The 24,656-nt window shown below is 65.6% G+C and carries 24 protein-coding genes; 15 read left to right on the forward strand and 9 right to left on the reverse strand.

From position 1 onward, the window contains the following. Window positions 1-180: 180 nt before the first annotated feature. The 4 genes from AC1RQC_RS38015 to AC1RQC_RS38030 all read right to left on the reverse strand — a co-directional run bounded on the left by AC1RQC_RS38015 (window position 181) and on the right by AC1RQC_RS38030 (window position 4,732). Window positions 181-660, reverse strand: coding sequence for a GlcG/HbpS family heme-binding protein (locus AC1RQC_RS38015; protein ID WP_492886560.1), 480 nt, complete (start codon window positions 658-660; stop codon window positions 181-183). A 63-nt stretch (window positions 661-723) separates the two neighbouring features. Further along, window positions 724-2,184, reverse strand: coding sequence for an aldehyde dehydrogenase family protein (locus AC1RQC_RS38020; RefSeq protein ID WP_492886562.1), 1,461 nt, complete (start codon window positions 2,182-2,184; stop codon window positions 724-726). A gap of 83 nt (window positions 2,185-2,267) precedes the next feature. Next, the gene (locus tag AC1RQC_RS38025; protein WP_416052223.1) at window positions 2,268-2,999 is read right to left on the reverse strand and encodes an iron-containing redox enzyme family protein; all 732 of its coding nucleotides are present in this window, start codon (window positions 2,997-2,999) and stop codon (window positions 2,268-2,270) included. Between the two features lie 194 nt (window positions 3,000-3,193). Continuing rightward, window positions 3,194-4,732, reverse strand: a complete 1,539-nt coding sequence (locus AC1RQC_RS38030; protein ID WP_492886564.1) for a hypothetical protein — start codon at window positions 4,730-4,732, stop codon at window positions 3,194-3,196. A gap of 328 nt (window positions 4,733-5,060) precedes the next feature. Between AC1RQC_RS38030 and AC1RQC_RS38035 the strand changes: the two genes are divergently transcribed. From AC1RQC_RS38035 to AC1RQC_RS38065, 7 genes are all read left to right on the forward strand, one after another. After that, the gene (locus AC1RQC_RS38035; RefSeq protein ID WP_416052225.1) at window positions 5,061-5,813 is read left to right on the forward strand and encodes a sulfite exporter TauE/SafE family protein; all 753 of its coding nucleotides are present in this window, start codon (window positions 5,061-5,063) and stop codon (window positions 5,811-5,813) included. Window positions 5,814-5,879: 66 nt separating this feature from the next. Beyond that, complete coding sequence (locus tag AC1RQC_RS38040; protein ID WP_492831528.1) at window positions 5,880-6,812, forward strand: ornithine cyclodeaminase family protein; 933 nt, start codon at window positions 5,880-5,882, stop codon at window positions 6,810-6,812. Between the two features lie 179 nt (window positions 6,813-6,991). Continuing rightward, window positions 6,992-7,723 carry an iron-containing redox enzyme family protein gene (locus AC1RQC_RS38045; RefSeq protein WP_416052223.1) on the forward strand — a complete coding sequence of 244 codons (732 nt, stop codon included), beginning with the start codon at window positions 6,992-6,994 and terminating at the stop codon, window positions 7,721-7,723. Between the two features lie 88 nt (window positions 7,724-7,811). Continuing rightward, window positions 7,812-8,180 carry a 2Fe-2S iron-sulfur cluster-binding protein gene (locus tag AC1RQC_RS38050; RefSeq protein WP_492374649.1) on the forward strand — a complete coding sequence of 123 codons (369 nt, stop codon included), beginning with the start codon at window positions 7,812-7,814 and terminating at the stop codon, window positions 8,178-8,180. A gap of 29 nt (window positions 8,181-8,209) precedes the next feature. Further along, window positions 8,210-8,563 (forward strand): ferredoxin, encoded by a 354-nt coding sequence (locus AC1RQC_RS38055; RefSeq protein ID WP_492831527.1) that lies wholly within the window; start codon window positions 8,210-8,212, stop codon window positions 8,561-8,563. A gap of 60 nt (window positions 8,564-8,623) precedes the next feature. Continuing rightward, a complete protein-coding gene (locus AC1RQC_RS38060) occupies window positions 8,624-8,971 on the forward strand; it encodes a 2Fe-2S iron-sulfur cluster-binding protein (protein WP_492374647.1) in 348 nt (115 codons plus the stop codon). 156 nt (window positions 8,972-9,127) lie between these two features. Further along, window positions 9,128-10,621 carry a gamma-glutamyltransferase family protein gene (locus AC1RQC_RS38065; protein ID WP_492815051.1) on the forward strand — a complete coding sequence of 498 codons (1,494 nt, stop codon included), beginning with the start codon at window positions 9,128-9,130 and terminating at the stop codon, window positions 10,619-10,621. A 23-nt stretch (window positions 10,622-10,644) separates the two neighbouring features. Here AC1RQC_RS38065 and AC1RQC_RS38070 read toward each other — a convergent pair whose 3' ends face one another. Continuing rightward, the gene (locus AC1RQC_RS38070; RefSeq protein ID WP_492374645.1) at window positions 10,645-11,331 is read right to left on the reverse strand and encodes a GntR family transcriptional regulator; all 687 of its coding nucleotides are present in this window, start codon (window positions 11,329-11,331) and stop codon (window positions 10,645-10,647) included. A gap of 81 nt (window positions 11,332-11,412) precedes the next feature. Further along, window positions 11,413-11,622: a hypothetical protein gene (locus tag AC1RQC_RS38075; RefSeq protein WP_492886566.1), complete on the reverse strand. Its 210-nt coding sequence runs from the start codon at window positions 11,620-11,622 to the stop codon at window positions 11,413-11,415. Window positions 11,623-11,672: 50 nt separating this feature from the next. Here AC1RQC_RS38075 and pdxA point away from each other — a divergent pair, with 50 nt between their 5' ends. From pdxA to AC1RQC_RS38100, 5 genes are all read left to right on the forward strand, one after another. Next, on the forward strand, window positions 11,673-14,102 hold the full coding sequence (gene pdxA / locus AC1RQC_RS38080) for a 4-hydroxythreonine-4-phosphate dehydrogenase PdxA (RefSeq protein WP_492886567.1): 2,430 nt from the start codon (window positions 11,673-11,675) through the stop codon (window positions 14,100-14,102). A 29-nt stretch (window positions 14,103-14,131) separates the two neighbouring features. Continuing rightward, on the forward strand, window positions 14,132-15,112 hold the full coding sequence (locus AC1RQC_RS38085) for a Bug family tripartite tricarboxylate transporter substrate binding protein (protein ID WP_492374642.1): 981 nt from the start codon (window positions 14,132-14,134) through the stop codon (window positions 15,110-15,112). 72 nt (window positions 15,113-15,184) lie between these two features. Continuing rightward, entirely contained in the window at window positions 15,185-15,952 is a 768-nt protein-coding gene (locus AC1RQC_RS38090; protein WP_174428449.1) for an HpcH/HpaI aldolase family protein, read from the forward strand. A 67-nt stretch (window positions 15,953-16,019) separates the two neighbouring features. Next, window positions 16,020-17,051, forward strand: a complete 1,032-nt coding sequence (locus tag AC1RQC_RS38095) for an aldo/keto reductase (RefSeq protein ID WP_492374641.1) — start codon at window positions 16,020-16,022, stop codon at window positions 17,049-17,051. Window positions 17,052-17,146: 95 nt separating this feature from the next. Then, complete coding sequence (locus AC1RQC_RS38100) at window positions 17,147-18,136, forward strand: Bug family tripartite tricarboxylate transporter substrate binding protein (protein WP_492374640.1); 990 nt, start codon at window positions 17,147-17,149, stop codon at window positions 18,134-18,136. Between the two features lie 51 nt (window positions 18,137-18,187). On the opposite strand, the gene AC1RQC_RS38105 is transcribed toward AC1RQC_RS38100, so the two are convergent. The 3 genes from AC1RQC_RS38105 to AC1RQC_RS38115 form a co-directional block, all read right to left on the reverse strand. After that, window positions 18,188-19,381, reverse strand: a complete 1,194-nt coding sequence (locus tag AC1RQC_RS38105) for an OpgC domain-containing protein (protein WP_492886570.1) — start codon at window positions 19,379-19,381, stop codon at window positions 18,188-18,190. A 429-nt stretch (window positions 19,382-19,810) separates the two neighbouring features. Further along, window positions 19,811-20,557, reverse strand: a complete 747-nt coding sequence (locus tag AC1RQC_RS38110; protein WP_492374638.1) for a hypothetical protein — start codon at window positions 20,555-20,557, stop codon at window positions 19,811-19,813. A gap of 347 nt (window positions 20,558-20,904) precedes the next feature. Beyond that, window positions 20,905-21,828, reverse strand: a complete 924-nt coding sequence (locus AC1RQC_RS38115; RefSeq protein ID WP_492886572.1) for a LysR substrate-binding domain-containing protein — start codon at window positions 21,826-21,828, stop codon at window positions 20,905-20,907. A 107-nt stretch (window positions 21,829-21,935) separates the two neighbouring features. Between AC1RQC_RS38115 and AC1RQC_RS38120 the strand changes: the two genes are divergently transcribed. From AC1RQC_RS38120 to AC1RQC_RS38130, 3 genes are all read left to right on the forward strand, one after another. Beyond that, window positions 21,936-22,184, forward strand: coding sequence for a hypothetical protein (locus AC1RQC_RS38120; RefSeq protein ID WP_492815064.1), 249 nt, complete (start codon window positions 21,936-21,938; stop codon window positions 22,182-22,184). A gap of 66 nt (window positions 22,185-22,250) precedes the next feature. Beyond that, window positions 22,251-23,069 (forward strand): crotonase/enoyl-CoA hydratase family protein, encoded by an 819-nt coding sequence (locus tag AC1RQC_RS38125; RefSeq protein WP_492374635.1) that lies wholly within the window; start codon window positions 22,251-22,253, stop codon window positions 23,067-23,069. A gap of 172 nt (window positions 23,070-23,241) precedes the next feature. Continuing rightward, a complete protein-coding gene (locus tag AC1RQC_RS38130; protein ID WP_492374634.1) occupies window positions 23,242-24,540 on the forward strand; it encodes an MFS transporter in 1,299 nt (432 codons plus the stop codon). Window positions 24,541-24,656 lie beyond the last annotated feature (116 nt).

The following is a 24,656-nucleotide window of genomic DNA, read 5'->3' on the forward strand; positions in this document are numbered from 1 at the left end:
GGCAAAAAGAGCGGCCGGGACCCAAACTCGCATCGCCTTAAGGCGATACTCAGACATGGGTCCCTCTTTTCCGCTCTTTTTGCCTGCCGACGAGGCGCCCCATACGGCCTGGTACACCTACGCCGCTCGCTTCGCATCGCTGCTCTTGCGCGGTTTTCGGGGCTGTTGCTGGGTCTGGATTTACTTCTTGATATCGGCCTCTGCCAGCACCTTCAGGTCGTCGCCGGCCAGCAGTTCCTGCAGGGCCTGCAGCGCTGCCACGCCTACGGCGGTGTCCTGCTCGCCGTTGCCGCCGCTCAGGCCGATGCCGCCGATGACTTCGCCGTTGACCACGATCGGGAAGCCGCCTACGAACACGGCGAACTTGCCTTCGAAGCTCCACTGGATGCCGAAGGCTTCATTACCCGGCAGCGCGGGGCCGTTCGGCGCCTGGTTGAACAGGTGGGTCGAGCGCTTGTGGCCGGCGGCGGTGAAAGCCTTGTTCCAGGCGATCTGCGGGCCGGTGATGCGCGCGCCGTCCATGCGCTCCAGCACCAGCGGGTAGCCGCCGTCGTCGACCACGCAGATCGATTCCAGCACGCCGATTTCCTCGGACTTGCGGATGGCTGCCGCCACCATGTGACGGGCTTCCTTCAGTTCCAGCTTGATGGCTTTTCTCATGTCCTGCTCCTGCTCGATACGTGAATGCTGCGTGAATGCCCGTTGGTTTGCGGGCGCGCTGGTTCAGCAGCCGCGGTAGACGGTCTTGATCTGCGTGTAGAACTCCAGCCCTGCCCGGCCCGACTCGCGGAAGGTGGAAGTGCTGGATTGCTTGAGGCCGCCGAACGGCGCGTTGATCAGGTTGCCCGTGGTGGTGCGGTTGATCTTGACCGTGCCCGACTGGATGTCATGCGCGAAATCATGCGCATAGCGTGGGTTGCTGGTCACGATGGCGGCCGACAAGCCGTACTCGGTGTCATTGGCCTTGGCGATGGCGTCGGCGTAGCTGCTGACCTCGATGATGGCGATCACCGGCCCGAAGATTTCCTCGCGAGCAATGCGCATCTGCTGGGTAACGCCGGTGAAGACGGCCGGCGAGACATAGAAGCCCTTGTCGTATGCCTCGCCGCCCAGGCGGTCGCCACCGCACAGGTGCGTGGCTTCGGCCTTGCCCGCTTCCACATAGCCGAGCACCGTTTCGAGCTGCTTGCGGGTGGCGAGCGGGCCCACGTCCATGCCGGGCGTCATGCCGCTGCCGATCTTCAGGGTCTTGACCTTGGCCAGCAATTTCTCCGTGTAGGCGGCCTTGACCGAAGCCATCACCAGCACGCGGCTGGTGCCGGTGCAGGCCTGGCCGCTGAGCGACAAGCCACCCTTGATGGTGAGGTCCACCGCGCGATCCAGGTCGGCGTCTTCCATCACGATCAGCGGGTTCTTGCCGCCGAGCTCCATCTGCGTGCGCGTGCTCAGCGACACCGAGCGATGGATATGCTGGCCAGCCGCCGTGGAGCCGGTAAAGGAGATCGCACGCACCGCTGGGGCTTCGGTAATGGCCGCACCCACGTCGCCGGCACGGCCGGTGATGAAATTGAGCACGCCCTTGGGGATGCCGGCGTCGACAAACGCCTGCGCCAGCCGGTAGCCGCTCAGCGGCGCGTCCGACGAAGGCTTGAACACCACGGTGTTGCCCGCGATCAGCGCCGGGGCAATCTTGCGCGCCGGGATCGACACCGGAAAATTCCACGGCGAGATCACGGTCACCACGCCCAGTGGCTCGCGCTGGCTGTAGACGATCATGTCGGGATCGTCCTGGGGATAGGTCTCGCCGGAGAAAGACTGTCCTTCCACAGCATAGAAGCGGATGGTCTGCGCCGAGCGCAGCACTTCATCCTTGCTCAGGTTGAGTGCCTTGCCTTCTTCGCGGGTCAGTTCCTCGGCGATCTGTTCAGCGTTGGCTTCCAGGTAATCGGCGGCGCCGTTGAGGATCTTGGCGCGTTTCGAGATGGGGGTTTTCTTCCAGGCGTCGAACGCGGCTGCGGCAGCGGCCACGGCGGCCTGCGCGTCATCCGCGGTCGAGGCCTGGAAACGGCCGACGATATCGCCGGTATCGGCCGGGTTGACGTTGTCGAAGGTGCGCCCGCTGGCGCTCTTCGACCATTCGCCGTTGATGTAGTTGTTGAATTCGTCTGTCTTTGCCACTGCCATGATGTCCAAGCCTTTCATCCGGTCAGGCCCCGGGCGGGGCCGTCAATACCAATGCAATGCCGCGATTCCGCCCAGGGGCAGGCTCAGGCAGCCATGTCCAGTTCAGGCAGGGGAATTTCCTGCGCGACATAGTCGTGATAGAGGGCGGTGGTGTAGAGCAGGCGCATCTGGGCACCGATCTCGCAGATCTTGAGGCAGCGCTGCTGCAGCTCCGGGGTGTTGGCGTGTTCCAGCACGATCTGGTAGCCGCGTTCGCCGTGGATTTCATCCGAGACGATATGCAGGTCGAAGAATTCGACTTCTTCGTCGGTGAAGTTGTACTTGTCGCGCAGGGTGGGGGTCTGCTTGCGGTAGATCGACGGCACCTGGGATTCCAGGCCAACGACCAGTCCGGCGACGGCCACGACGGGGTCTTCGCGCATGGCCACGGCGTAGCACCAGCTTTGCAGGCCACGGGTGGTGGGTGACATGTTGTCGGGGTCGACCACGCGCTCGCGGGTGGTGCCGCAGGCTTCGGCAAAGCGGATCAGGAGGTCGGTGTGGCGGTCGCCACCGATTTCTTCCTCATACATATTAGCCAGCAGGAAGTCCTTGGCTTCGGTGAAGCGGTCGGGGGTGCGGGCGTAGATGTAGGCGAGGTAGTCGGCGAAGGGGCCGACGTAGTGATAGTGGTTCTCGGCCCAGCGGGCGAGGTGGTCGCGGGAGAGCTTGCCGCTGGCCCAGGCTACGCTGAAGGGGGCTTTGTTGGCGCTCTTGCCCTTGATGGCATTTTCAAGGGCGGCGCGGAAATCATCACGGTTCATCAGTTCGGCCATCGGGGGCTCCTGGGGGAACGAGTTCAGGGTTGTGGGGACTGCGTAGCGTGGTCCGGGTGGCTTTAGCCGTGCCATCCGATACCTTGATGTAGATTGTATACTATCTACTGTTTTTGTGAAGAGAGTATTCGCGCTTCAGGAATAAAAAAGCGAGGCACGGATGGCCTCGCTTCTTGCCGCTCAGTGCGACAGGTTCAGCGCCAGAGGAACATGGCGCAAACGGTGGATACGCACAGCCCGATCAGCACCGGCAACAGCAAGGCGCGCACCGCATCGAGCACCGGCACCCGGGCAAATCCGGCCACCGCAATCAGGGAGGACCATGCGATCAGCGTGCCGCCGCCCGTCCACACCGCGCCCATCTGCCCGATTGCCGCCAGCGTGGCGGAATCGAATCCCACCACCGGGCCCAGCGCGCCGGCCAGCGTGCCGGTCAGCGGCAAGCCGGCAAAACCCGAGCCGTCGATGCCAGTGATCATGCCCACCAGCAGCACGCCGAACGCCACCAGCACATGGTTATCCGGAATCATGTGCTGGTAAGCCTGGATCAGTTCGAACAGCAGGCTGGGGGCTTTGTCGGCGCTGACGCCCAGGATCTGCGCCGCGGTCTCGCCGGCGCCGACAAAGAAAAAGCCGGCGATTGGCAGCACCGAGCCCATGGCCTTGAAGGCGAAGACAAAGCCATCGGTGATGTGCTCGGGGCACACATCGAGCATCTTGCGCGGGCCTTCCGCCGCCAGCGTGGCCAGCATCATCAGCAGCGCCGCAACGCCGCCAACCAGCGCGGCCGCATCGCCGCCCTTCAACTCCGGCAGGCCCGAACCCATCTTCGGCAGCACCATCACGGCCACCACCGCCAGGAAGGCCAGCGGCGTCACCACCGCGAAGCACTTCGACCACTTGACGCGGCGCAGCGCCACCATGGCCAGGCTGCGCTCGATATTGGCATCGGTGACGAGTGGCTCGTCGTGCTCGGTGCCGCGCGCGATCTCGGCCTTGTCGAAGGTGCCTGCGTGCTCGGCCTTTTCCACGGCGCCGCCCGCGCGCGCTTGCCAATTGGTCAGCAAGGCGCCGCTGGCAGGCACGATGTGCTTGCGCATCGACAGATAGGCCAGGGTCAGCGCGATGGCGCCGGTAATGATCGACAGTACCAGCGCGCGATCAGCGACCACCACCGCGCTGACCGCGGCGCCGGCTGCCTTGGCGCTGATCCCCGGCGCCACGCCAATCACATAGTCGGACGACAACGCCATGCCCTGCCCCGCAATCGCGATGGCCATGGCGCCCGCCAGCGGCGGCAGGCCAGCCGCGATCGCTGCCGGCAGCAGGATGGCCGAGACCAGCGGCACCGCCGGCGTGGGCCAGAAGAACAGCGAAATCACGTAGGTAATGCCGGCCAGGATGAAGAACGCGGAATGGCCGTTTTTCATCACCACCCGGAACGGCTCCACCATGCGGATATCCGAGCGCAGCGTCTTCAGCGAGTTGAGCAGCGCCGTCATGAAAGCGATGACCAGGAAGATGTTGAACAACTCCTTGGCCGCCACCAGGCTTGCCGAAAAAATGCCTCCCAGCGCCGAGACCGGGCTACCGGTCAGCGCGAACACCACCAGAAACGTACCCAGAATCGACGGCACGACCACATTGGCTCGCAGGATCATGGTCAGGACGATCACCGCCACGCCCGCCAGGTAGATCCAGTGTGCTGCGCCAATCACCGCTTCGTGTTGCATGTATTCCCCTTGGATCTTTATCTGTAGAGACCATCGTTTTGTCTTGCGGGGCTATGGCTGCCCCATGAACGTATACTATATTCTTGATCTGCATCAAAACAAGCGAAATCTACCGGGACTAGGGAATCCACCCAATCTGGTGCAAACCCTTATTTTTCGCGCTAAAACGGGGATGTCAGGCACCTTTTGCGAGCCAGCGGCGTCCATTCTGCCTATTCAAGATGTCTTCCACTTGAATTTTATGTAGACTGTATACCAAATCATCGCACCATCAAGATGCCATCGCCGATGGCGCAGCGTGCGATCCCTGACTTCAATCCAAGCCGCCATGACACTTTCCACCCTTCTTCCCGCCGGCACCACCGCCTGGCAATTCGGCCTGATGGGTGCGCTGATCCTGTGCGGCGCCTGCCTGCAAGGCGTGGGCGGGATCGGCTTCTCGATGGTGTCGGCGCCGGTGGCCGTGCTGTTTTTCCCGCAACTGGCCCCGGGCCCCTTGCTGGCCATGGGCGGGCTGGTCTCGTTGCTGGGTGCGATACGCGAGTTCCGTGCCATTGCCTGGCGCACGGCGGGCAATGCGCTGGCTGGCCGTGCGGCGGGCACGGTGGTGGCGGTGGCGGCGATGACGCAACTGCCGGCCGAAGTGCTGGCGCTGGTGTTCGCGCTGTCGATCCTGGCTGCAGTGGCGCTGAGCCTGCTGGGCTGGCGGGTGCAGGCATCCGGCCTGAACATGGCGGTGGCGGGTGCCGCCTCCGGCTTCATGGGCACGGTCACCTCGGCGGGCGCGCCGCCCTTTGCCATCGTCATGCAGCACCTGCCGCCGCCGCAATTGCGCGCCACCATCGGCTGCATCCTGTGCGCCGGTGCGGCGTTTTCGCTAGCCATGCTGGCTGCCGCCGGCCGTTTCGGGCTGGTGGACCTGTGGCTCAGCCTGAGCCTGTCGCCCATGCTGCTGATCGGCTTTGCGGTGTCCAATCACCTCAAGAACCGCTTTTCGGCCAAGGCCGTGCGCAAGCTGCTGCTGGCGCTGTGCACGGCCGGCGCCATTGGCGTACTGGTCAAGCTCGCCCTGCCCGCCTGACGCCACACCTCGCCTCACCTTAGACCCTACGCTCCCCTCCATTCCCGCTACGCCAGGAAACAGACCATGCTGCATATCACCGATGAGATGATCGACCGCCACGTCAGCCCCGCTGACGCCCAGCAAGTGATGCTGGACGCTTTCCGCAGCTTCGGCCAAGGCAAGGCCGCCATGCAGGAGCGTATCCGTACCGAGGCCGGCGGCGTCAAGCTGTCCACGCTGGGCGCGGTGATTCCCGAGCAGCAGGTGGCCGGCGCCAAGGTCTACACCACCATCAAGGGACAGTTTTCCTTTGTCATCCTGATCTTCTCCACCGAGGACGGCCGGCCGCTGGCATCGTTCGATGCGGGCGCGATCACCCGGCTGCGCACCGCTGCCTGCTCGGTGCTGGCCGCCCGGCACCTGGCGCGGCCGGGAGCCGAAGTGCTGGCGCTGTTCGGCGCCGGCACGCAAGGCGTGCAGCATGCCCGGCAGCTCGCCGCCGCCCTGCCGCTCAAGCGCATCCTGCTGTCCGACCCGTATGCCGATGCCGCCATGCCCGAGCGCCTGGCGCGGCACTGCGGCATCCCGGTCGACCTTGCCGAGCCGGACCAGGCCGTGGCCCAGGCCGATATCGTGGTCACCGCCTCGCGCTCTACCACGCCGTTGTTCTCTGGCCATTCCCTCAAGCCCGGCGCCTTCGTCGCGGCCATCGGGTCGAGCCTGCCGCACACCCGCGAGCTGGACGACGTGGCGCTCTCCCGCGCGGCCCGGCTGGTAGTGGAGTGGCGCCCCCAATCCATGCGCGAGGCCGGGGACATCGTGCTGGCGGATCCCGCCGTGCTGCCGGCCGACAAGGTCGTCGAGCTAGCCGATGTGGTGACCGGCAGCGTGAAGCCGCGCGGCAATGACACGGACATCCTGATCTACAAGTCCGTGGGCGTGGGACTGGAAGACGTGGCGCTGGCGGGCTTCGCCTACCGGCAGATCGAGGCCGCGGGTGAAGCCAGAGCCGCTTGATTCACGTTACGTGGGCCTGCCGGCATGCGGCCTGCATATTGTCACCATCGACCACTACCCCTTTCTTCTAATTGTAGATAGTATACAATTATCAAAACGATGACCGGTCAAGCAGATCGCTTCCGGACGATGCTACGCAGTCCCCCACAACCCTGAACTCGTTCCCCCAGGAGCCCCCGATGGCCGAACTGATGAACCGTGATGATTTCCGTGCCGCCCTTGAAAATGCCATCAAGGGCAAGAGCGCCAACAAAGCCCCCTTCAGCGTGGCCTGGGCCAGCGGCAAGCTCTCCCGCGACCACCTCGCCCGCTGGGCCGAGAACCACTATCACTACGTCGGCCCCTTCGCCGACTACCTCGCCTACATCTACGCCCGCACCCCCGACCGCTTCACCGAAGCCAAGGACTTCCTGCTGGCCAATATGTATGAGGAAGAAATCGGCGGCGACCGCCACACCGACCTCCTGATCCGCTTTGCCGAAGCCTGCGGCACCACCCGCGAGCGCGTGGTCGACCCCGACAACATGTCACCCACCACCCGTGGCCTGCAAAGCTGGTGCTACGCCGTGGCCATGCGCGAAGACCCCGTCGTGGCCGTCGCCGGACTGGTCGTTGGCCTGGAATCCCAGGTGCCGTCGATCTACCGCAAGCAGACCCCCACCCTGCGCGACAAGTACAACTTCACCGACGAAGAAGTCGAGTTCTTCGACCTGCACATCGTCTCGGATGAAATCCACGGCGAACGCGGCTACCAGATCGTGCTGGAACACGCCAACACCCCGGAGTTGCAGCAGCGCTGCCTCAAGATCTGCGAGATCGGTGCCCAGATGCGCCTGCTCTACACCACCGCCCTCTATCACGACTATGTCGCGCAGGAAATCCCCCTGCCTGAACTGGATATGGCTGCCTGAAGCAGCCGCCAGATCGTGCGATGACGCGCGGCCGGTGCGCATCCGCCCGGCCGCCCCTGACAGACCAGACCGCTTGCGGAAACGTTGTATGCCTAAAGTTGTATTTCACAAGAACGGCCAGACCTTCGAGGATGAGGTCAAGCCCAGCACCAACCTGGTGGTGCGCGCCGGGATCAAGCAGTTTCCGTATCCGAACCTGCGCTACGAGTGCGGCATGGGCAAGTGCTCCAAATGCGCGTGCCGCGTGATCGCCGGCGCCGAGCACCTGCCGCCGCCGAACTGGAAGGAAAAGAAGCAGCTCGGAGAACGGCTGGAGCAAGGCTATCGCCTGACCTGCCAGATCTGGCTGGAGCATGACATCGAGCTGATCCAGGACGAACTGCCAGTGCAAAGCGCAGCCACCGCCAGCGGCGGGGCCAATGTCCTGCAAGCCAGCGTCCCGGGCAACGCGCAGTAATCCATCAGCACCCACCAGGCAGCGCAGTCATGTACGTAATACTCAGCAGCAAGCCGGGGCAGTTTCGCACCGAACTGGTAGAGGGCCTGGTGGCCGTCGAGGCTTACGACTATCTCTTCTACGGCCGCAGGACGGCGCACTTCGTCATCGCCGAAATGGCGCACCCGGTAAAGGTGAAGGTTGTGGAGGAGTTCGGCGAAGACGTCGATGCCGCGAGCCGCCCGGCCCCCACCATCAACTACGTGCCCTCCAAGTTTCTCGAGCAGTTCGACACGCTGCAGGGCGCACGCGACGAGCTCACGCGCCTGGCCACCTTCGGCAGCATGGACATCACGCTGGTCAAGCGTGATGTCCATGCGCGTGACTGGCGAGCGACCGACTGAATCCACCGAGTATGACCGGCACAGCGCCGGGCAGCCCCCTCATGCCATCGGACCGTTTCCATGATTGAAATCACCTTTGTCAGCAACGACGGCAAGGTCGTCAGCGCCCCCGAGAACAGCAACCTGCTGCGCGTTTCCCTGCGCGAGAAAGGCGGCATCCCCTTCAAGTGCGGCGGCGGCCTGTGCGGCACCTGCAAGTGCAAGATCGAGCGCGGGCTCGAGTTCACCGACGCCATCAAGCCAAAAGAGCGCAAGCACCTGTCGGAGGCGCAATTTGGCGAGGGCTACCGCATGGCCTGCCAGACCTTCGTCACCGGCGACATCGCCGTGTCCTGGGAAGCCCAGGCGAGCCCGGCCAAGGCTGCCGTTCCGGTCACCGGGACGGTGGCCGGAGCTGCGGCCGAATAGGTCCGCGGCGCCAGGCCTGCTACGGCGCTGCTTCGGCGCGGACCGGCAGGCCTGGCGGCATCGACGGCGTGCGCGGTGGCCTTGAGGCGCTGCGTTGCCGCTCACGCACGCCATTTTGTCAAATCCGATTGATCTGATCCTCCTGGAGCGCCACGCATGACAACCACAGCTTGCGCCAGCCGTGCCAACACCACCGAGGGCGTGCGCGCGCCGCACTGCATGGTCGCCACCGGCCACCCGCTCGCTGCCGAGGCCGCGCTGCAGGTGCTGCGTGAAGGTGGCAGCGCCATTGACGCGGCGCTCGCGGCCGATGCCATCCTGGGCGTGGTGGAGCCGATGGCAACGGGCATCGGCGGCGACATGCTGGCGATGATCGTCGAGCCCGACGGCCACGCGGTCAGCTACAACGGCACCGGGCGCGCGCCGGCCGCGTTCCCCATGCATGCGCTGGCGGCCCTGCCCGGCCAGCGCATTCCCGAGCGCCACGCCCTATCGCTGACCACGCCCGGCGCGGTGCGTGGCTGGGAGGACCTGCACCGCCGCTACGGCCGGCTGGAATGGAAACGGCTGTTCGCGCCCGCCATTGCGCTAGCGCGCGACGGCTTTGCGCTCGCGCCGGTAGCCGCGCGGGAATGGGCGCTGTTCGACCGCGTGCTGCACCATGACCCGGTCTGCGCCGCGCTCTATCGCGCCGGCCGCCCACCTGCGTCCGGCGAGACCTTCAGCAATCCGGAGCTGGCCGCCACGCTGGCCGCCATCGCCGCCGAGGGTGCCGATGCGTACTACCTCGGCCAGCCCGCCCAGGCCGCCGAAATGGCGAGCCGCATCGCCGGCGGCGCGCTGGCTGCCGCCGACTTCGCCGCCCACCGGGGCGATTTCTGCACGCCCGTATCCACGGATTTCCGCGGACTGACGGTGCTGGAATGCCCGCCCAATACGCACGGCGTGGCCATCCTGCACGCGCTGGACGAACTCGGCGAACTCGATCCTGCCATGCTGGCCGAGGACGATCCCGCAGCCGTGCTGCGCACGGTGCGGGCCATGGGCCGCGCCATGCAGTACGCCAAGGAAACCGTGGCAGACCCGGCCGGCAACACCGTATGCACCGTGGTGGTGGACCGCGACGGCCTGGCGGTCACGCTGATGACCAGCATCTTCAAGCGCTTCGGCTCGGGCATCGCCGTGCCCGGCTGCGGCTTCGTGCTGCAGAACCGCGGCTTCGGCTTTGCCGGGCCGGGCCATATCAACAGCCCTGCTCCGGCCAAGCGCCCGTATCACACAGTAGTGCCCGGCGCGGCCCTGCGCGGCGGGCGCTTCCACGCGGGCTTCGGCGTGGTGGGCGGGCTGATGCAGCCGCAAGGCCAGTTGCAGTTGCTGGTAAGGCTGGCGGCCTGGCAGCAACCCCTGCAAGCCGCGCTGGATGCCCCTCGCTGGCGGCTGGAATCCGACACCGCCCTGGCCATCGAAGCCGGCATGCCGCCGGCCATCGTGCAAGCCCTGCGCGATGCAGGCTACAGCGATCCCGCCGGCCTTGGCGAACTGGGCGGGCGCAGCGACTTCGGCGGCGCCCAGATCGTCATGCGCAGTGCATGCGGCGACCTGCTCGGCGCATCGGACAAACGCAAGGATGGCATTGCGCTGGGGGAGTAAGCCCTGCCGGCGTTGCCCAAGCCCTACAGCGGAAACCTCTGCATGTAATACGCCTGCCACTCATGCAGGTGCTCCTGCATGGCGCGGCTGGCGGCGTCGCCATCGCGCGCGGCCAGTGCGTCGAGGATCTTGCGGTGCTCGGCCAGCGCCTGTGGAATCAGCTCGGCACGCATGCGCAGCTGGTTGAGGCCGTGGTGCAGCAGGCGGTAGCGCAGGATGTCCTCGCGCAGGCGCTTGCTGCCGCAAGCGTCTGCGATAGCCAGGTGGAAGTTGTCGTCGAAATCGGCCCAGCGCACCAGTGCCTCAGCATCGTCCACGCTGGTGGCGGCGCCGGCATCCATGGCGTCGGCCGCGTCGGACAGCGCCTTGAGCGTGACGCGGTCCAGCTGCGCGGCGGCGATGCGAGCCGCCTCGCTCTCCAGCAGCTTGCGCATATCGAACACCTCGCGGATATCTTCGCGCGAGAAGCGCGCCACCACCGGGCGCCGGTTCGCCTCCTGGGTGATGAGCCCATCCTTGACCAGTTCGCGAATCGCCGTGTGTACCGGCGTGCGGCTGACGCCGAGCTCCTGCGCGAGCCGGATTTCGTTGACCACCTCCCCCGGCTTTAGCTGCCCGCTGATGATGGCCGACAACATGGCCTGGTAGACCCGTTGCGAAAGCGGCTGGTCGTCCTGGTCCGGCGGGAGCGCGGGCAATTCCTGTGACATCTCTGCGATCGACATTTCTGGTGGGAAGAAGGCCCGGCATCGCTGCCCTTTGCGGGCGGTTGGACCGGACTGGCGAAAGCATTATGCAGCAAAGCCCAATGGCTGCGCATTTTTCGCCAGTTGAATGCCAAACCAAATAATTGCATGCATTTTTTTGATATGGCGTGTAATATCGACTGAATGCTGAGGCTTGCCGCACGGAAACAGCACGACAGAGTGCTCAAAAAACCATATTTCACCGGGATACGGCAAACCAGCAAGTGAGACAGGCAGGGGCGCAGGAGACACCATCCCCATGCCTTCCCCCTTGATTCATCAAGCTCAGACCCATGCCAACAGCCGTGCCCCCACCAAGGTTCGCCGCCGTGCGCATCGTTGCCGACGATCTTTCCGGCGCGTGCGACAGCGTGGCGGCGTTCGCCGGCAATGGCAGCGGCGAAGTGCGGATGCGCGCGCAAGGTGCGGCGGCCGGTGCGGCTTGCGCGGCATGGGACGGGCGGATCCAGGCGCTCGATGCCCACTCGCGGGCACGCCCCGCCGCCGAGGCCGCGCAGGTGTTCGCCCAGGCCTTTGCCGATGGCTTCGGCCCGCTCAGGCCGGATAGCGCAGCGGCCATGGACTGCCTGCATTTCCACAAGCTCGATTCCACGCTGCGCGGCCATATCGGCGCCGAGCTGGTAGCGGCGCGCAACGCCGTTGGGGCCGCTGGCCCGATCTGGGTCTGTCCGGCGTTTCCGGCGCAGGGCCGCACGCTGCGCGAAGGCCGGGCCTACCTGGATGGCAGGCCGCTGTCGGGCACCAGGCTGTGGTCCACGCTGGGCCTTGCCAGCGATCACCTGCCGACGCTGCTCCGCACGGCCGGCCTGCGGGTCAGCGTGCTGACGCTGCCGGCTTTGCGGGCACTAGGCAACGCCGGTGCCGCACCGCTTGGCCTGGATCACGCATGCGACGCACTCGTGTGCGATGCGCAAACCGACGACGATCTCGCGTTGCTGGCCACGCTGATCGCGTCCCGGCCCGGGCCCGTGCTGGCCGCTGGCTCCGCCGGGCTCGCGCGGCAACTGGCCGCGCATGTGGCGATGCCGCCCGCGGAAACAAACCCCGACAGCACACGCGTGGCCGGCGCGACGGCGCCGGCAACCACTGGCCGGCTCGCTGTCATCGGCAGCATGTCGGCGCTTGCCGCCGAACAGGTCCAGGCGCTGTGCGCCACCTGCCTGCCGGTGCCCTGCTCGCCGCGCCTGCTGGTTGACGGCGCGGCATCCAACGCCTGGCTCGCGCAGCGCCAGCAAGCCGCTAACGCGCTGGCGCTGGGCCGCGATGTGGTGATCCACGTCGAAGGCCCGGCCGACCCGGCATTGGACGGCAGCACCTTGTGCGCCGCGCTGGCCCGCTTTGCCGCCCCGCTGGCGCAGGTGGCGACGGGGCTGGTGCTGTCTGGCGGGGAAAGCGCGCGCGCCGTGCTGGAGATGCTGGGCGTGAGCCAGCTCACCAACGTGCGCGCACTGGTGCCCGGCGTGACCAGCGCCCGCGCGCAGCTGCGCGACGCAACGGGCACGGCAGGCGCGGCAGGCCTCGATCACGACAACAACACGGTGCCGGTCTGCATCAAGGCCGGCGCCTTTGGCCAGCGCGACACGCTGCTGGCCTGCATGGCGCACCTGCGCCAGACCACCGCGCCGGCGTCTCCTGCCGATGCCATGCGCGCCAGCCCCACGCATCCGGAGCAGGCCGGCCCTGCCAACACCCGCCTCAGCGAGCCCTCCATGTATCGACCGAGAATTGCCATCACCATGGGTGACGCCGCCGGCGTTGGCCCCGAGATCATCGTCAAGTGCCTGGCCGACGGCACGCTCTATGCGCAATGCCGGCCTTTCGTGGTGGGCGACGCCGCGCGCCTGGAAGACGCCTGCCGCCGCACCGGCACCGAGCTGCGCATCGCGCGGGTGACGGACCCCGACGAAGCCACGTTCGAGCCCGGCACCCTCGCCTGCATCGACCTGGCGCTGATCCCCGCCGACACGCCTTACGGCAAGGTCTCGGCCATCTGCGGCGATGCCGCCTACCGCTATATCGCGCGCGCCGTCGAGTTCGTGCAGGCCGGCATGGTCGATGCGATCTGCACCGCGCCGCTCAACAAGGAGGCCCTGCACCTGGGCGGCCACCGCTACCCCGGCCACACGGAGATGCTGGCCGCGCTCACGGGCACCGAAGAGGTCTCGATGATGCTGCTGGCGCCGAACCTGCGGGTGATCCATGTCACCACGCACATCGGCATCCTGGATGCGGTGGAGAAGATCAACGCTGGCCTGGTCGAGCGCACCATCGCGCGCGGCGTGCAGGCCTTGCAAAAGAGCGGCATCGCCCAGCCGCGCGTGGCGGTGTGCGGCATCAACCCGCACGCCGGCGAGAACGGCTTGTTCGGGCGCGGCGAGGAAGCCGGGAAAATCGCCCCTGCCGTGGCAGCCTGCCGTGCACGCGGCTGGCTGGTGGATGGCCCGCTGCCGGCCGACACGCTCTTCTACCGCGCCACCCGCGGCGACTTCGACCTGGTCGTGGCGATGTATCACGACCAGGGCCACGGGCCGGTCAAGGTGCTGGGGCTGGAAGCCGGCGTCAACGTCACTATCGGCCTGCCGGCGGTGCGCACCTCGGTGGACCACGGCACCGCGTTCGACATTGCCGGCAAGGGCGTGGCCGATCCGCGCAGCATGACCGAAGCCATGCTGCAGGCGATCGCGATGGCGCCAAAGCCGCAGCAAACAGCCTGAAAAAAACCAAAAGAACAAAGGAGACAACCATGCTGCGCAAATGGATCACCCTGCTGGCGGCCGCATCGCTCACCGCGCTGGCGCTGCCGGCCAGCGCCGATGGCCCCGCGCCCTGGCCGCAGCGCCCGGTGCGCGTGGTGGTGCCCTATGCGCCGGGCGGTGCCTCCGACGTGCTGGCCCGCCTGCTCGGCAGCAAGCTGCAGGAGACCTGGAAACAGCCCGTGGTGGTGGAGAACCGCACCGGCGCCGGCGGCAATATCGGCACGGACAACGTCGCCAAAAGCGCGCCCGATGGCTACACCCTGCTGCTGGGCGACCTGTCCAACTTCGTGATCGCGCCGGTGGCCTACAAGAACCTGCCGTACGACGTGATCAAGGATTTCAGCGCGGTGGTCACGCTGACCTACTCGCCCTACATGCTGCTGGTCTCGCCGCAGACCAAGGCGAGCTCGCTCAAGGAGCTCGTGGACTACGCCCGCGCGCATCCGGGCAAGCTCAACTGGGCCACCACCGGCATCGGCAGCGGCCCGCACCTGGCCGGCCTGCAGTTCGCCCGCAAGCTCGGCATCGACTGGCTCTACCTGCCCAACAAGGGCGGCGCGCAGGCCAATCTGGACGTGATGGGCGGGCAGGCCGACCTGATGTTCAACAGCATGGTGGCCAGCGCGTCCTACGTGCGCGGCGGCAAGCTGCGCGTGCTGGCCTTCACCAGCCGCGAGCGTAATCCCGAATGGCCTAACGTGCCGACCGTGGCGGAGGCCGTGCCGGGCTTTACCGCCGGCGGCTGGCAGGGCATGCTCGCGCCCGCTGGCACCCCGCCGGAGGTGATCCGCAAGATCAACGCCGATGTGGTGCGCATCCTGCAGCAGCCCGAGATCCGCCAGCGCCTGGCGCAGCTCGGCGCGGAGCCGGTCGGCAATACGCCCGAAGCCACGCAGGCGTTTGTCCGCGAAGAGAAAACACGCTGGGCCGACCTGATCCGCGAGAGCGGCCTGAAGCTGGACATGTAGGCGCGCACGCCAGCACGCCAGCACGCCAGTACAGGGCCGCACCTTCAACAACCGACCCCCCGGAGACTTTTCATGCAACTTCCCGTCAACGCCTTCAAGCAAGCCATTCTCGCCGACCAGCCGCAGATTGGCCTGTGGTGCTCGCTGTCTTCCTACCAGGTGGTGGAACTGGTGGCGCGCTCGCAATTCGACTGGCTGCTGCTCGACATGGAGCATGCTCCCAATGACATCTCCACCCTGCACACGCAATTGATGGCCACCGAAGGGACCAAGAGCCATCCCGTGGTGCGCCCGCCCTGGAACGACATGCTGTGGATCAAGCGCTGCCTGGATATCGGCGCGCAATCGCTGCTGCTGCCCTATGTGCAAAACGCCGAGGAAGCCGCCAATGCCGTGGCGTGGAGCCGCTTTCCCAAGGGCGGCATGCGCGGTGTGGCCAGCGGCACGCGCGCCGGCGGCTTTGGCCGCATCAAGGATTTCCTGCATAACGTGCAGGAGCAGACCTGCGTGCTGGTGCAGCTCGAATCGATGGAAGCCATCCGCAACGTCGACGCGATCTGCGCGCTGGACGGCGTGGACGGCGTGTTCATCGGCCCGAGCGATCTCTCCGCCGACATGAACCACCTCGGCGACATCCAGCACCCCGAGGTGCAGGAAACCATCGCCGCCGCGATCCGCCGCATCCGCGCCAACGGCAAGGCCGCTGGCATTCTCACCACCGAAGCGCAGGGCCAGCAGTACATCGACATGGGCGCGCGCTTTGTCGCGGTGGGGACCGACATGACCCTGCTGCGCCTGGCCACCGACGCGCTGGCGGCGCGCTTCAAGCAGGCGCAATAAGCCGGATAAGCCAGAACCGGCCACAACAGGCCCCCACCGCATTTATTTCTCTCCTGGAAGATTCGAGATGTCTGACTTCAAGATGCAATACCGGCGCCTGGGCGCCAGCAACCTGCAGGTGTCCGCCCTGTGCCTGGGCACCATGATGTTTGGCGACCAGACCGACGAGGCCGAGGCCGGCCGCATCGTCGACAGCGCCCGCGCGCATGGCGTCAATTTCATCGATACCGCCGACATGTACAGCCTGGGCGGGTCGGAAACGATGGTGGGCAAGCTGCTGGCGGGCGATCGCCAGGACTGGGTCCTGGCCAGCAAGCTGGGCAACCCGATGCAGGCCGCCCCCAACCACTCGCACTACTCGCGCGTCTGGATCATGCGCGCCGTGGAAGACAGCCTGCGCCGCCTGGCCACGGACTATCTCGACATCCTCTACCTGCACCGCGACTACGCCGGCGAGAACCTCGAAGAAGCCGTGCGCGCCATGGGCGACCTGATCCGCGCCGGCAAGATCCGCTACTGGGCCGTGTCGAACTTCCGCGGCTGGCGCATCGCTGAGATCGCGCGCCTGTGCGACATGCTCAACGTGCCCCGCCCTGCGGTCTGCCAGCCTTACTACAACCTGCTCAACCGCATGCCCGAAGTGGAGATCCTGCCGGCCTGCGAGCATTTCGGGCTGGGCGTGGTGTCCTACAGCCCGATCGCGCGTGGCGTGCTGACGGGCAAGTACCTGCCCGGCCAGCAACCGCCGCGGGACTCGCGCGCCGGCCGGGCGGACCGCCGCATGATGGAGACCGAGTTCCGCGAGGAGTCGCTGGTGATTGCGCAGACGCTGAAGCAGCATGCGCAGGCGCGCGACCTCAAGCTGGGCCAGTTCGCCACCGCCTGGGTGCTCGCCAACCCCATCATCAGCTCGGTGATCGCCGGGCCGCGCACGCTGGCCCAGTTCGAGGACTACTTCGGCGCCGTGGGCGTGGCGATCTCACCGCAAGAGGAAGCCATGGTCGACGCCCTGGTGCGCCCCGGCCATGCGTCCACGCCGGGCTACAGCGACCCCAGCTATCCGCTCACGGGGCGGCCGGTGGCGGTATCGGAAGGCTGATCCCCTTGGGCACTGGCTAAGGCAAAAAGTGCAAAAAGCGCAAAAAGCGCAAAAAGACAGACCTGACCCACCCTGGCAACGGGGGAGGAGACAAGATGACTGCAAGACGATTTCCCGCATTGGCGGCAGCGGCGCTGGCCACGGCCGTCACCGCCCTCGCTTTGGTGCCGGCCGCCGCCCGCGCCGATGACTACCCCAACCGCCCGATCAAGCTGATCGTGCCCTTCCCGCCCGGCGGCGGCAACGACAATGTGGCGCGCCCGATCGCCCAGAAACTGTCCGACGCGCTCGGCCAGCAGGTGATCATCGACAACCGCCCCGGCGCCGGCACCATGATCGGCGCGGAAGCCGCGGCCCATGCCGCGCCGGACGGCTACACGCTGTTCCTCGGCTCGATTGCATCGCACGCCATCAGCCCCAACCTGTATGCGCGGGTGCCCTACGATCCGATCAAGGATTTCGAGCCGGTATCGCTGCTGGCGTCGGCGCCGACGCTGCTGGTGGTCAACACGCATACGCCCTACAAGACCTTGAAGGATGTGCTGGTGGCCGCCAAGGCCAGCCCCGGCAAGCTGACTTACGGCTCCGCCGGCAGCGGCACGCCGCCGCACCTGTCCGGCGAGATCTTTCGCGGCCAGGCCGGGATCGACCTGCTGCATGTGCCCTACAAGGGAGGATCTGGGCTGCTGCCTGATGTGATCGCGGGCCGGGTCGACATGATCTTCGATACCGCGGCATCCGCCATGCCCCACGTGCGCAGCGGCAACCTGCGCGCCATCGCCATTGCCCGCGCCACGCGCCAGCCGGACCTGCCGGATGTGCCCACCTTCGCCGAACAAGGGTTTCCCAAGTTCCAGACCTCAGGCTGGTACGGCATCCTGGCGCCCGCGAAGACGCCCAAGCCGGTGATCGACAAGCTCTACGCCGCGTTGCAGAAAGCCATGGTGCAGCCGGAGGTGACAAGCCGGCTGAAGACGCTCGGGGTGGATCCCATCGTCAGTACCCCGCAGGAGTTCGGCACCTTTATCCGCGCGGAGCTGGACAAGTACAAGCAGGTGATCCGCCAGGCGGATATCAAGGAATGACGGCGTAATCGCACACAAGCACAATCACAATCACAAGCCAGCGAAGGCTGCCTAAGCGGCGGCCTTTTGCACTTCCTTACTTTCTTCCCTTCTCTCTTCCCTGCTCTCCTCCTTGCGCGCTTCCTTGCGCCCCTCCTTGCGCCCCTCCTTGCGCCGCCCATACCAGCCACCAATCACCAGCAACAGCGCCACGGCCACGATATCGCCACCCAGCGCGATCGGCCGCGACGGCCGGCCGCCGGCAATGCCATAGGTAAAGCCCTCGATCACCACCGACACCACCGCGCCAAAGACAAAGCAGAACAAGCTGTGGCGGCCAATCTGCACTACCGGCCCCATCACCGACGCCAGCCGCGCTACCCAGCCCGCGCGGACAGCCAGATAGCACAGCCAGGCCAGCCCGAGGAAACTCACGATGCGCAGCGCCGCCAGGCTCTTCTTGGGCAGCGGGAAAACCATGGCCGGCAGCCACGTGGGCAACCATGGCTCGTACACATGCGGACGCATCCACAGGTAAGCCAGCAGCACGCCGGCCAGCGTCACCGCCACGGCGAGCACCGTCACCACCCAGCGCACCAGCGCCTGGCGCGGCAGGATCACATCGGGGCGCAGGCGCGCCATCAGGCCCAGCCCAAACAGCAGTTGCCACGCGAAGGGGTTGAAGCTCCAGCCGTTGCCATCGCTGCTAGGCAGCAGCGGCGTGAGCATCGGCGCCATCAGCCACAGCAACCCGCTGGCGCCGACAAACGTCAGTGGCACCGCGCGCGCCATGCGGATCGCCAGCGGCGCAAACAGGATGAAGACTGCGTACATCGGCAGCACGTCCGACACAAAAGGCTGCCGCGCCACGCTGAACACCTCAATCAGCGTGCTGAACGGATGCGCCATGAAGATCGGCGCCTCCGTGGACCGGATCGCGGGCGCCGGCACCTTGGCCAGCGCCAGCAACAGGCCGAACACCAGCATCAGCACGCCGGTCAGTACGAACGCCTTGTAGATCTCCCAGCTACGGCGGATCAGGCGGTTCTGCGCGGCGGAGGCACCGTGCCGCGCCTCCATGGCGACGTAGGCCGCCCCTGCCGAATAGCCGGCCAGGAAGACAAAGATCTCCGCCGCATCGAAGAACGCGAAATTGCGGATGGTGTAATCGGCCAGCACGCTGCCGTTCACATGGTCAACCACGATGAAAATCAGCGCGATGCCGCGAATCAGGTCAACCTCAGTTCTACGCTGGGTTTCGTTCATGGACAAAAGCAACTCCTGCAATACCTGGCAATCCGGGCGCCCCGACAAAGCGTCCGGATGTCTCCGAGGCCACTTATCAGTGGCCTCTGTTTATTCAATGTGAGCAAAACCGCACCCAGGGGAGGCGATCTGGCGCCCGGCAGGCTGCCGGCGCACCTTGGCTTTGTCCCGGATTTCCTGAAAAAGTGCGATGGGGCACGCTCGCAGCCCAAAGACGGCAAAACGCCCGGCAGCGCGACGCCCGGGCGTGATGATACGGTATATTGGGGATTACCCTAGGAAGAGGTCGCCAGGGATTGGAAAGGAAAAAGCAAGCGGGCCTTGTTGCGGCCCCGGTCAGCGAATTCCTGGCTCCCGTTCGATGATGGGCGCCAGCGCGCCAGCACCCTGCCGCGGCGCTCGCGCGCGGCAGGATGGCATTGCCAATGCCTATTGCGCCGTGGCACCCGAAGACACAGCGGCGCTTGTGGCCGTTGTCATCTGCTCCATAAACAACGCCGCGCGCAGTTTCGAGGTTGCAGCCCGCGTGCTCGCGTCCACCGACTTCATCAGGTTGCTATATTCCGGCGCGTCATCCCATTCGCCGGTCACGGGCGTGTTGACTGTCACCGGCTCGTACCATTGCAGCCGATTGGTATGCAGATCGATCAACTGCCCCACCAGCGATACATAGCCCTCCGGCGCTCCCAGCGGCATGAAACCATAGTAGCTGCGCGAAGTGCCCAGCCAGCGCGACGCCACCAGCAGCAACCGATCCGCGCCATACTGCTTAGCCAAAGGCCGGTAGTCCATCTCCGCAATACCGTCACCGGAACCTTCCGTGAACTTCTTCAACTGCTCCGTATCCACGGGAGCCGCCACCAGCACGACCTTGACCTGGCGGGACTCCAGCCCCTTCGCCAGTTCCTGCGGCAGCCCCTTTACCAGCGAGAAGTCTTGCCGCTGCAAACGCTCCACGATTGCCTGTGCATTGGCCTTGTTGATGGCGTAGTCAAGGATCCCCTGCGCCCCGATCATGTTCTGGTTAGGTTCTGGCAGCTTTTGCACTGCCACCGCGACCGTGCTCGTCCGATCATCAAAGAGCTTCGCGGAAGCAGGAATTGGCTTCTGCACGACCGCACAACCAGCCAACGAACACAACGCCAGGAACAGCCCGGCAAGACGGATACGACCCATGATTCTCCTGTTTTATCTAAGCCACAACTTACGGGGGCGATAAGCACGCCGCTGCCCCGCTTGGATAACGGCGGGAAACCAACTGCCCAATACCCCACCGAAGTCTGGCTTGACGGCTACCGCGCTCACTCGATGGCCCTTGCGGCTAGCTTGGGGAGCGCTGCGCTGGTTTTCCCCGGCATTCGCAAAACAGAAATTAATTCAATTACCAATAAATAATAATTTAATTATATTAAATTATTATTTTTGAAAATTCATTTAATAAATAGACACCCAGACCTACAACGCCAAATGTCTCGGTCGTTTACGAATGACTGTCGTTGCTTAGTTTTCCCCTACGGCCGCCCTCACCCAATCACCTCCCCCGCCAACTCCGTCTCCAGCCAGGCCCGGAACCGCTCCACCCCGGGCCGCACCACGCTGGACGTCACGATCTGATAGGTCGGCCCGTCAGCCACATGCTTTGGCAGCACCACCTGCAACTGCCCGCTCTTGAGCATCGGCAACACCATCGGCGTACGCCCTATCGCAATGCCCGCCTGTTGCGCGGCGGCATTCAGCACGTGCGCGTACTGCGAGAAGTACAGGCATGCCTGCTTGGACGAGCGCATCAGCCCGAGGCGCTGATACCACTGCGTCCATGACATCCAGTCAAAGCGGGCGCCGGGGTCATGGAACACCAGCAGCGGCGTATCGAGTATCTGCCGGGCGTCGGCAATGCGCGCGGCCACGGCAGGCGCGGCGACCAGCATCAGGCGCTCCTGCAGCAGCGGGCGCGGACCGTCGGGGTCCAGGGGCTGTGTGTTGAGACGGATGGCGAGGTCGATGCCCTCGCGCTCCAGGTTGAGCATGGGCTCGGAAGCATCGATGCGCACGTCGATGCCGGGCTCGGCGGCCTGGAAGCGGGCGAGCTTGGGCACCAGCCAGAGCGACGCGAAGGACGGCGTGGTGGTGACGGCGATGGATATGCGGTCAACGGCGAGCAGGCGGTCGATGGCCGCGCCGAGCTGGCCGATGGACAGGCGCGCCGCCTCGTAAAGCTGGCGGCCTTCCGGGGTCAGGCTCAGGCCTTTGCCGCCGCGCAGGAAGAGCGCGGTGCCGAGCACGTCTTCGAGGCTCTTGACCTGTTTGCTGACGGCGGACTGGGTGATGAAGAGTTCTTCGGCGGCGGTGGTGAAGCTGAGGTGGCGTGCGGCGGATTCGAAGCCGCGCAGGGCTTCAAGCGACATGGCGCGCAGCGCATTGGTGGAGGCTCGGCTCAGGATTGACATGACAGCCAGGCATACCCTTCATGAAAAGGCTTCCGGGCAGCGTTGGCTGTTCCCCGCAAGAATGCAAGCACCGTTGCAGAAATTGGCGGGCTAGCCAGGAGGCGATCGTGAGCACAAGACAAGGCAATTGGATCCTCGGCCCGGATGCGCTGCGGATCCCGCTCGGGTTGGGATCTTACCTGATCTGCGTGGAGGGCATCGTGTGGCTCACGCAGCAGTCGGCCATGCTGGAGGCGGCTTGCCGCGACACGGTACTGGTGAGCGGCGAGCGCTTTTGCGCCAGGCAGAAGGCCATTGTCTTTGTCTCCGGCTTTCGCGGCCACCCGGCGCGCATCGCCGTTCGGACAATCGACTAACCGCACCGGCAAGCCTTGCAAACAATCAGGACAACAAAACAACAAGACAACCAGGACCTACCGAAGATGAACAGCCTATCCGACATGACCAACGCAAACGACTTGGTGTGCTATGAACGATCCGGCCAGCATGCACTGCTGGTGCTGAACCGCCCCGACAAGCTCAATGCCCTGAGCTACGCGCTGATCGACGCGCTGATGGTCCGGCTCGATGCGATTGAGGCAGATCCCGCGGTGCGCTGCGTGATCCTGACCGGCCGCGGCTCGCGGGCCTTCAGCGCGGGGGCCGACATTGCCGGCTTCGCGCCTGACATCGCGGCCTCCCCCGAGCAGGCGCAGCGCCGCTTCCTGCTGCGGGGACAAGCCATGACGCGGCGCATCGAAATGTTTCCGAAGCCGGTCATCGCTGCGGTCAATGGCCTGGCCTTCGGCGGTGGCTGCGAGATCGTGGAGGCTTGCAGCCTGGCCATCGCGGCCGGGCATGCCACCTTTGCCAAGCCTGAGATCAAGCTGGGCTTCCCGCCCACGTTTGGCGGCACACAGCGCCTGCCGCGTCACGTGGGCCGCAAGCGGGCAAACGAAATGATCCTTGCCGGCGAGGCAATCGATGCCGACAGCGCATTGCGGTTCGGCCTGCTCAACGACGTTGTGAGCGCCGCCGACCTGCTGCCCGCCTGCCTGCGGCTGGCCGAACGGATCGCTCGGCATTCCGCGATTGCGGTCACCGCGTCGCTGCGCGCGGTCACGCGCGGCATCAACCTGCCCATCGATGAGGGGCTGGCGGTGGAGGCGATGCAGTTCATGATCGCCGCGGCGTCGCAAGACGCGCGGGAAGGCACCAGCGCTTTCGTGGAGAAGCGCCCGGCCATGTTTCGCGGCGCCTGAGTATCGGGCGAGGCGCCGGGGGGTGCCTGGCGGCTCGCGCCTCACACATGCGGGACTGGCGCTGGCGGCTTGCAAGGCATATATTGACCAGCACAAGCGCGCCCGCACAGGCTAGCCGACCTTTCGCGAAAGGCGGCGGATAGCCGGGACGTCGTGGCGAAGGAGACTGGCGATGCAAGCGGAAATGGCAGGCGCGGCAGTGCCTGGATCCTCAAAGCTGGGCGCGGTCCTGCGGGTTACCAGCGGTAACTTCCTCGAACAGTTCGACTTCTTCCTGTTCGGTTTCTACGCCACCTACATCGCTCACACCTTCTTTCCGGCAAACAGCGAGTTCGCCTCGCTGATGCTGACTTTCGCCGTGTTTGGCGCAGGCTTCCTGATGCGCCCGCTCGGCGCCATCCTGCTGGGTGCCTATATCGACAAGGTGGGACGCCGCAGGGGCCTGATCGTGACGCTGTCGCTCATGGCCTGCGGGACCATCCTGATCGCGCTCGTGCCGGGCTATGCCAGCATCGGCGTGCTGGCGCCGCTGCTGGTGCTGATCGGGCGACTGCTGCAGGGCTTCTCGGCGGGCGCCGAGCTGGGCGGGGTATCGGTCTACCTGGCCGAAATGGCCACACCCGGCCATAAGGGCTTTTATACCGCCTGGCAGTCGGCCAGCCAGCAGATCGCCATCGTGGTCGCGGCCGGGCTTGGCTTTGGGCTGAACCACTGGCTGACGACCGATGAACTGGGCGCATGGGGCTGGCGTATTCCGTTCTTTATCGGCTGCCTGATCGTGCCGTTCCTCTTCGTGTTGCGCCGCTCGCTGCAGGAGACCGAAGAGTTCCGTACGCGCCGGCACCATCCGAGCACGCGCGAAGTATTCGACTCCATGCTGCGCAACTGGCGCACGGTGCTGGCCGGCATGCTGCTGGTGGCAATGACCACGACCACCTTCTACCTGATCACTGTCTATACGCCCACGTTCGGCAAGACGGTGCTCAAGCTCAGCACGGCCGACAGCCTGGCCGTCACGCTCTGCGTAGGCATTTCCAACTTTATCTGGCTGCCCATCGGCGGTGCCCTGTCCGACCGCATTGGCCGCCGCCCTATCCTGCTGACCATTTCGGCCATCGCGCTGGTCACCGCCTATCCCGCGTTGTCGTGGCTGGCGGGCGCGCCGAGCTTCGAGCGCATGCTGATCGTGCTGCTGTGGCTGTCCTTCCTCTTTGGCATGTACAACGGCGCCATGGTGGTGGCCCTGACCGAGGTGATGCCGGTGGAGGTGCGCGTGGCCGGCTTCTCGCTGGCTTACAGCCTTGCCACGGCGGTGTTTGGCGGCTTTACGCCGGCGGTCTCGACCTACCTGATCGAGGTGACCGGCGACAAGGCCGCGCCGGGCTACTGGATGAGCTTTGCCGCGGCATGCGGGCTGCTGGCCACCCTCATCCTTTATCGCAAGGCGCGTCCCGTGGCATCGGCTTTTTGAGCCCCATCATCAACTTATTGCTGTATTTGGCGCCGCCAGCATCACAAAATTACCTGCATTGCCCTACAGATCCGCTTCACGAGTTCGTTAATTCCGGGTACCCAGGTGTGCCGTGC

Source organism: Cupriavidus sp. GW822-FHT03E04 (assembly GCF_058801495.1).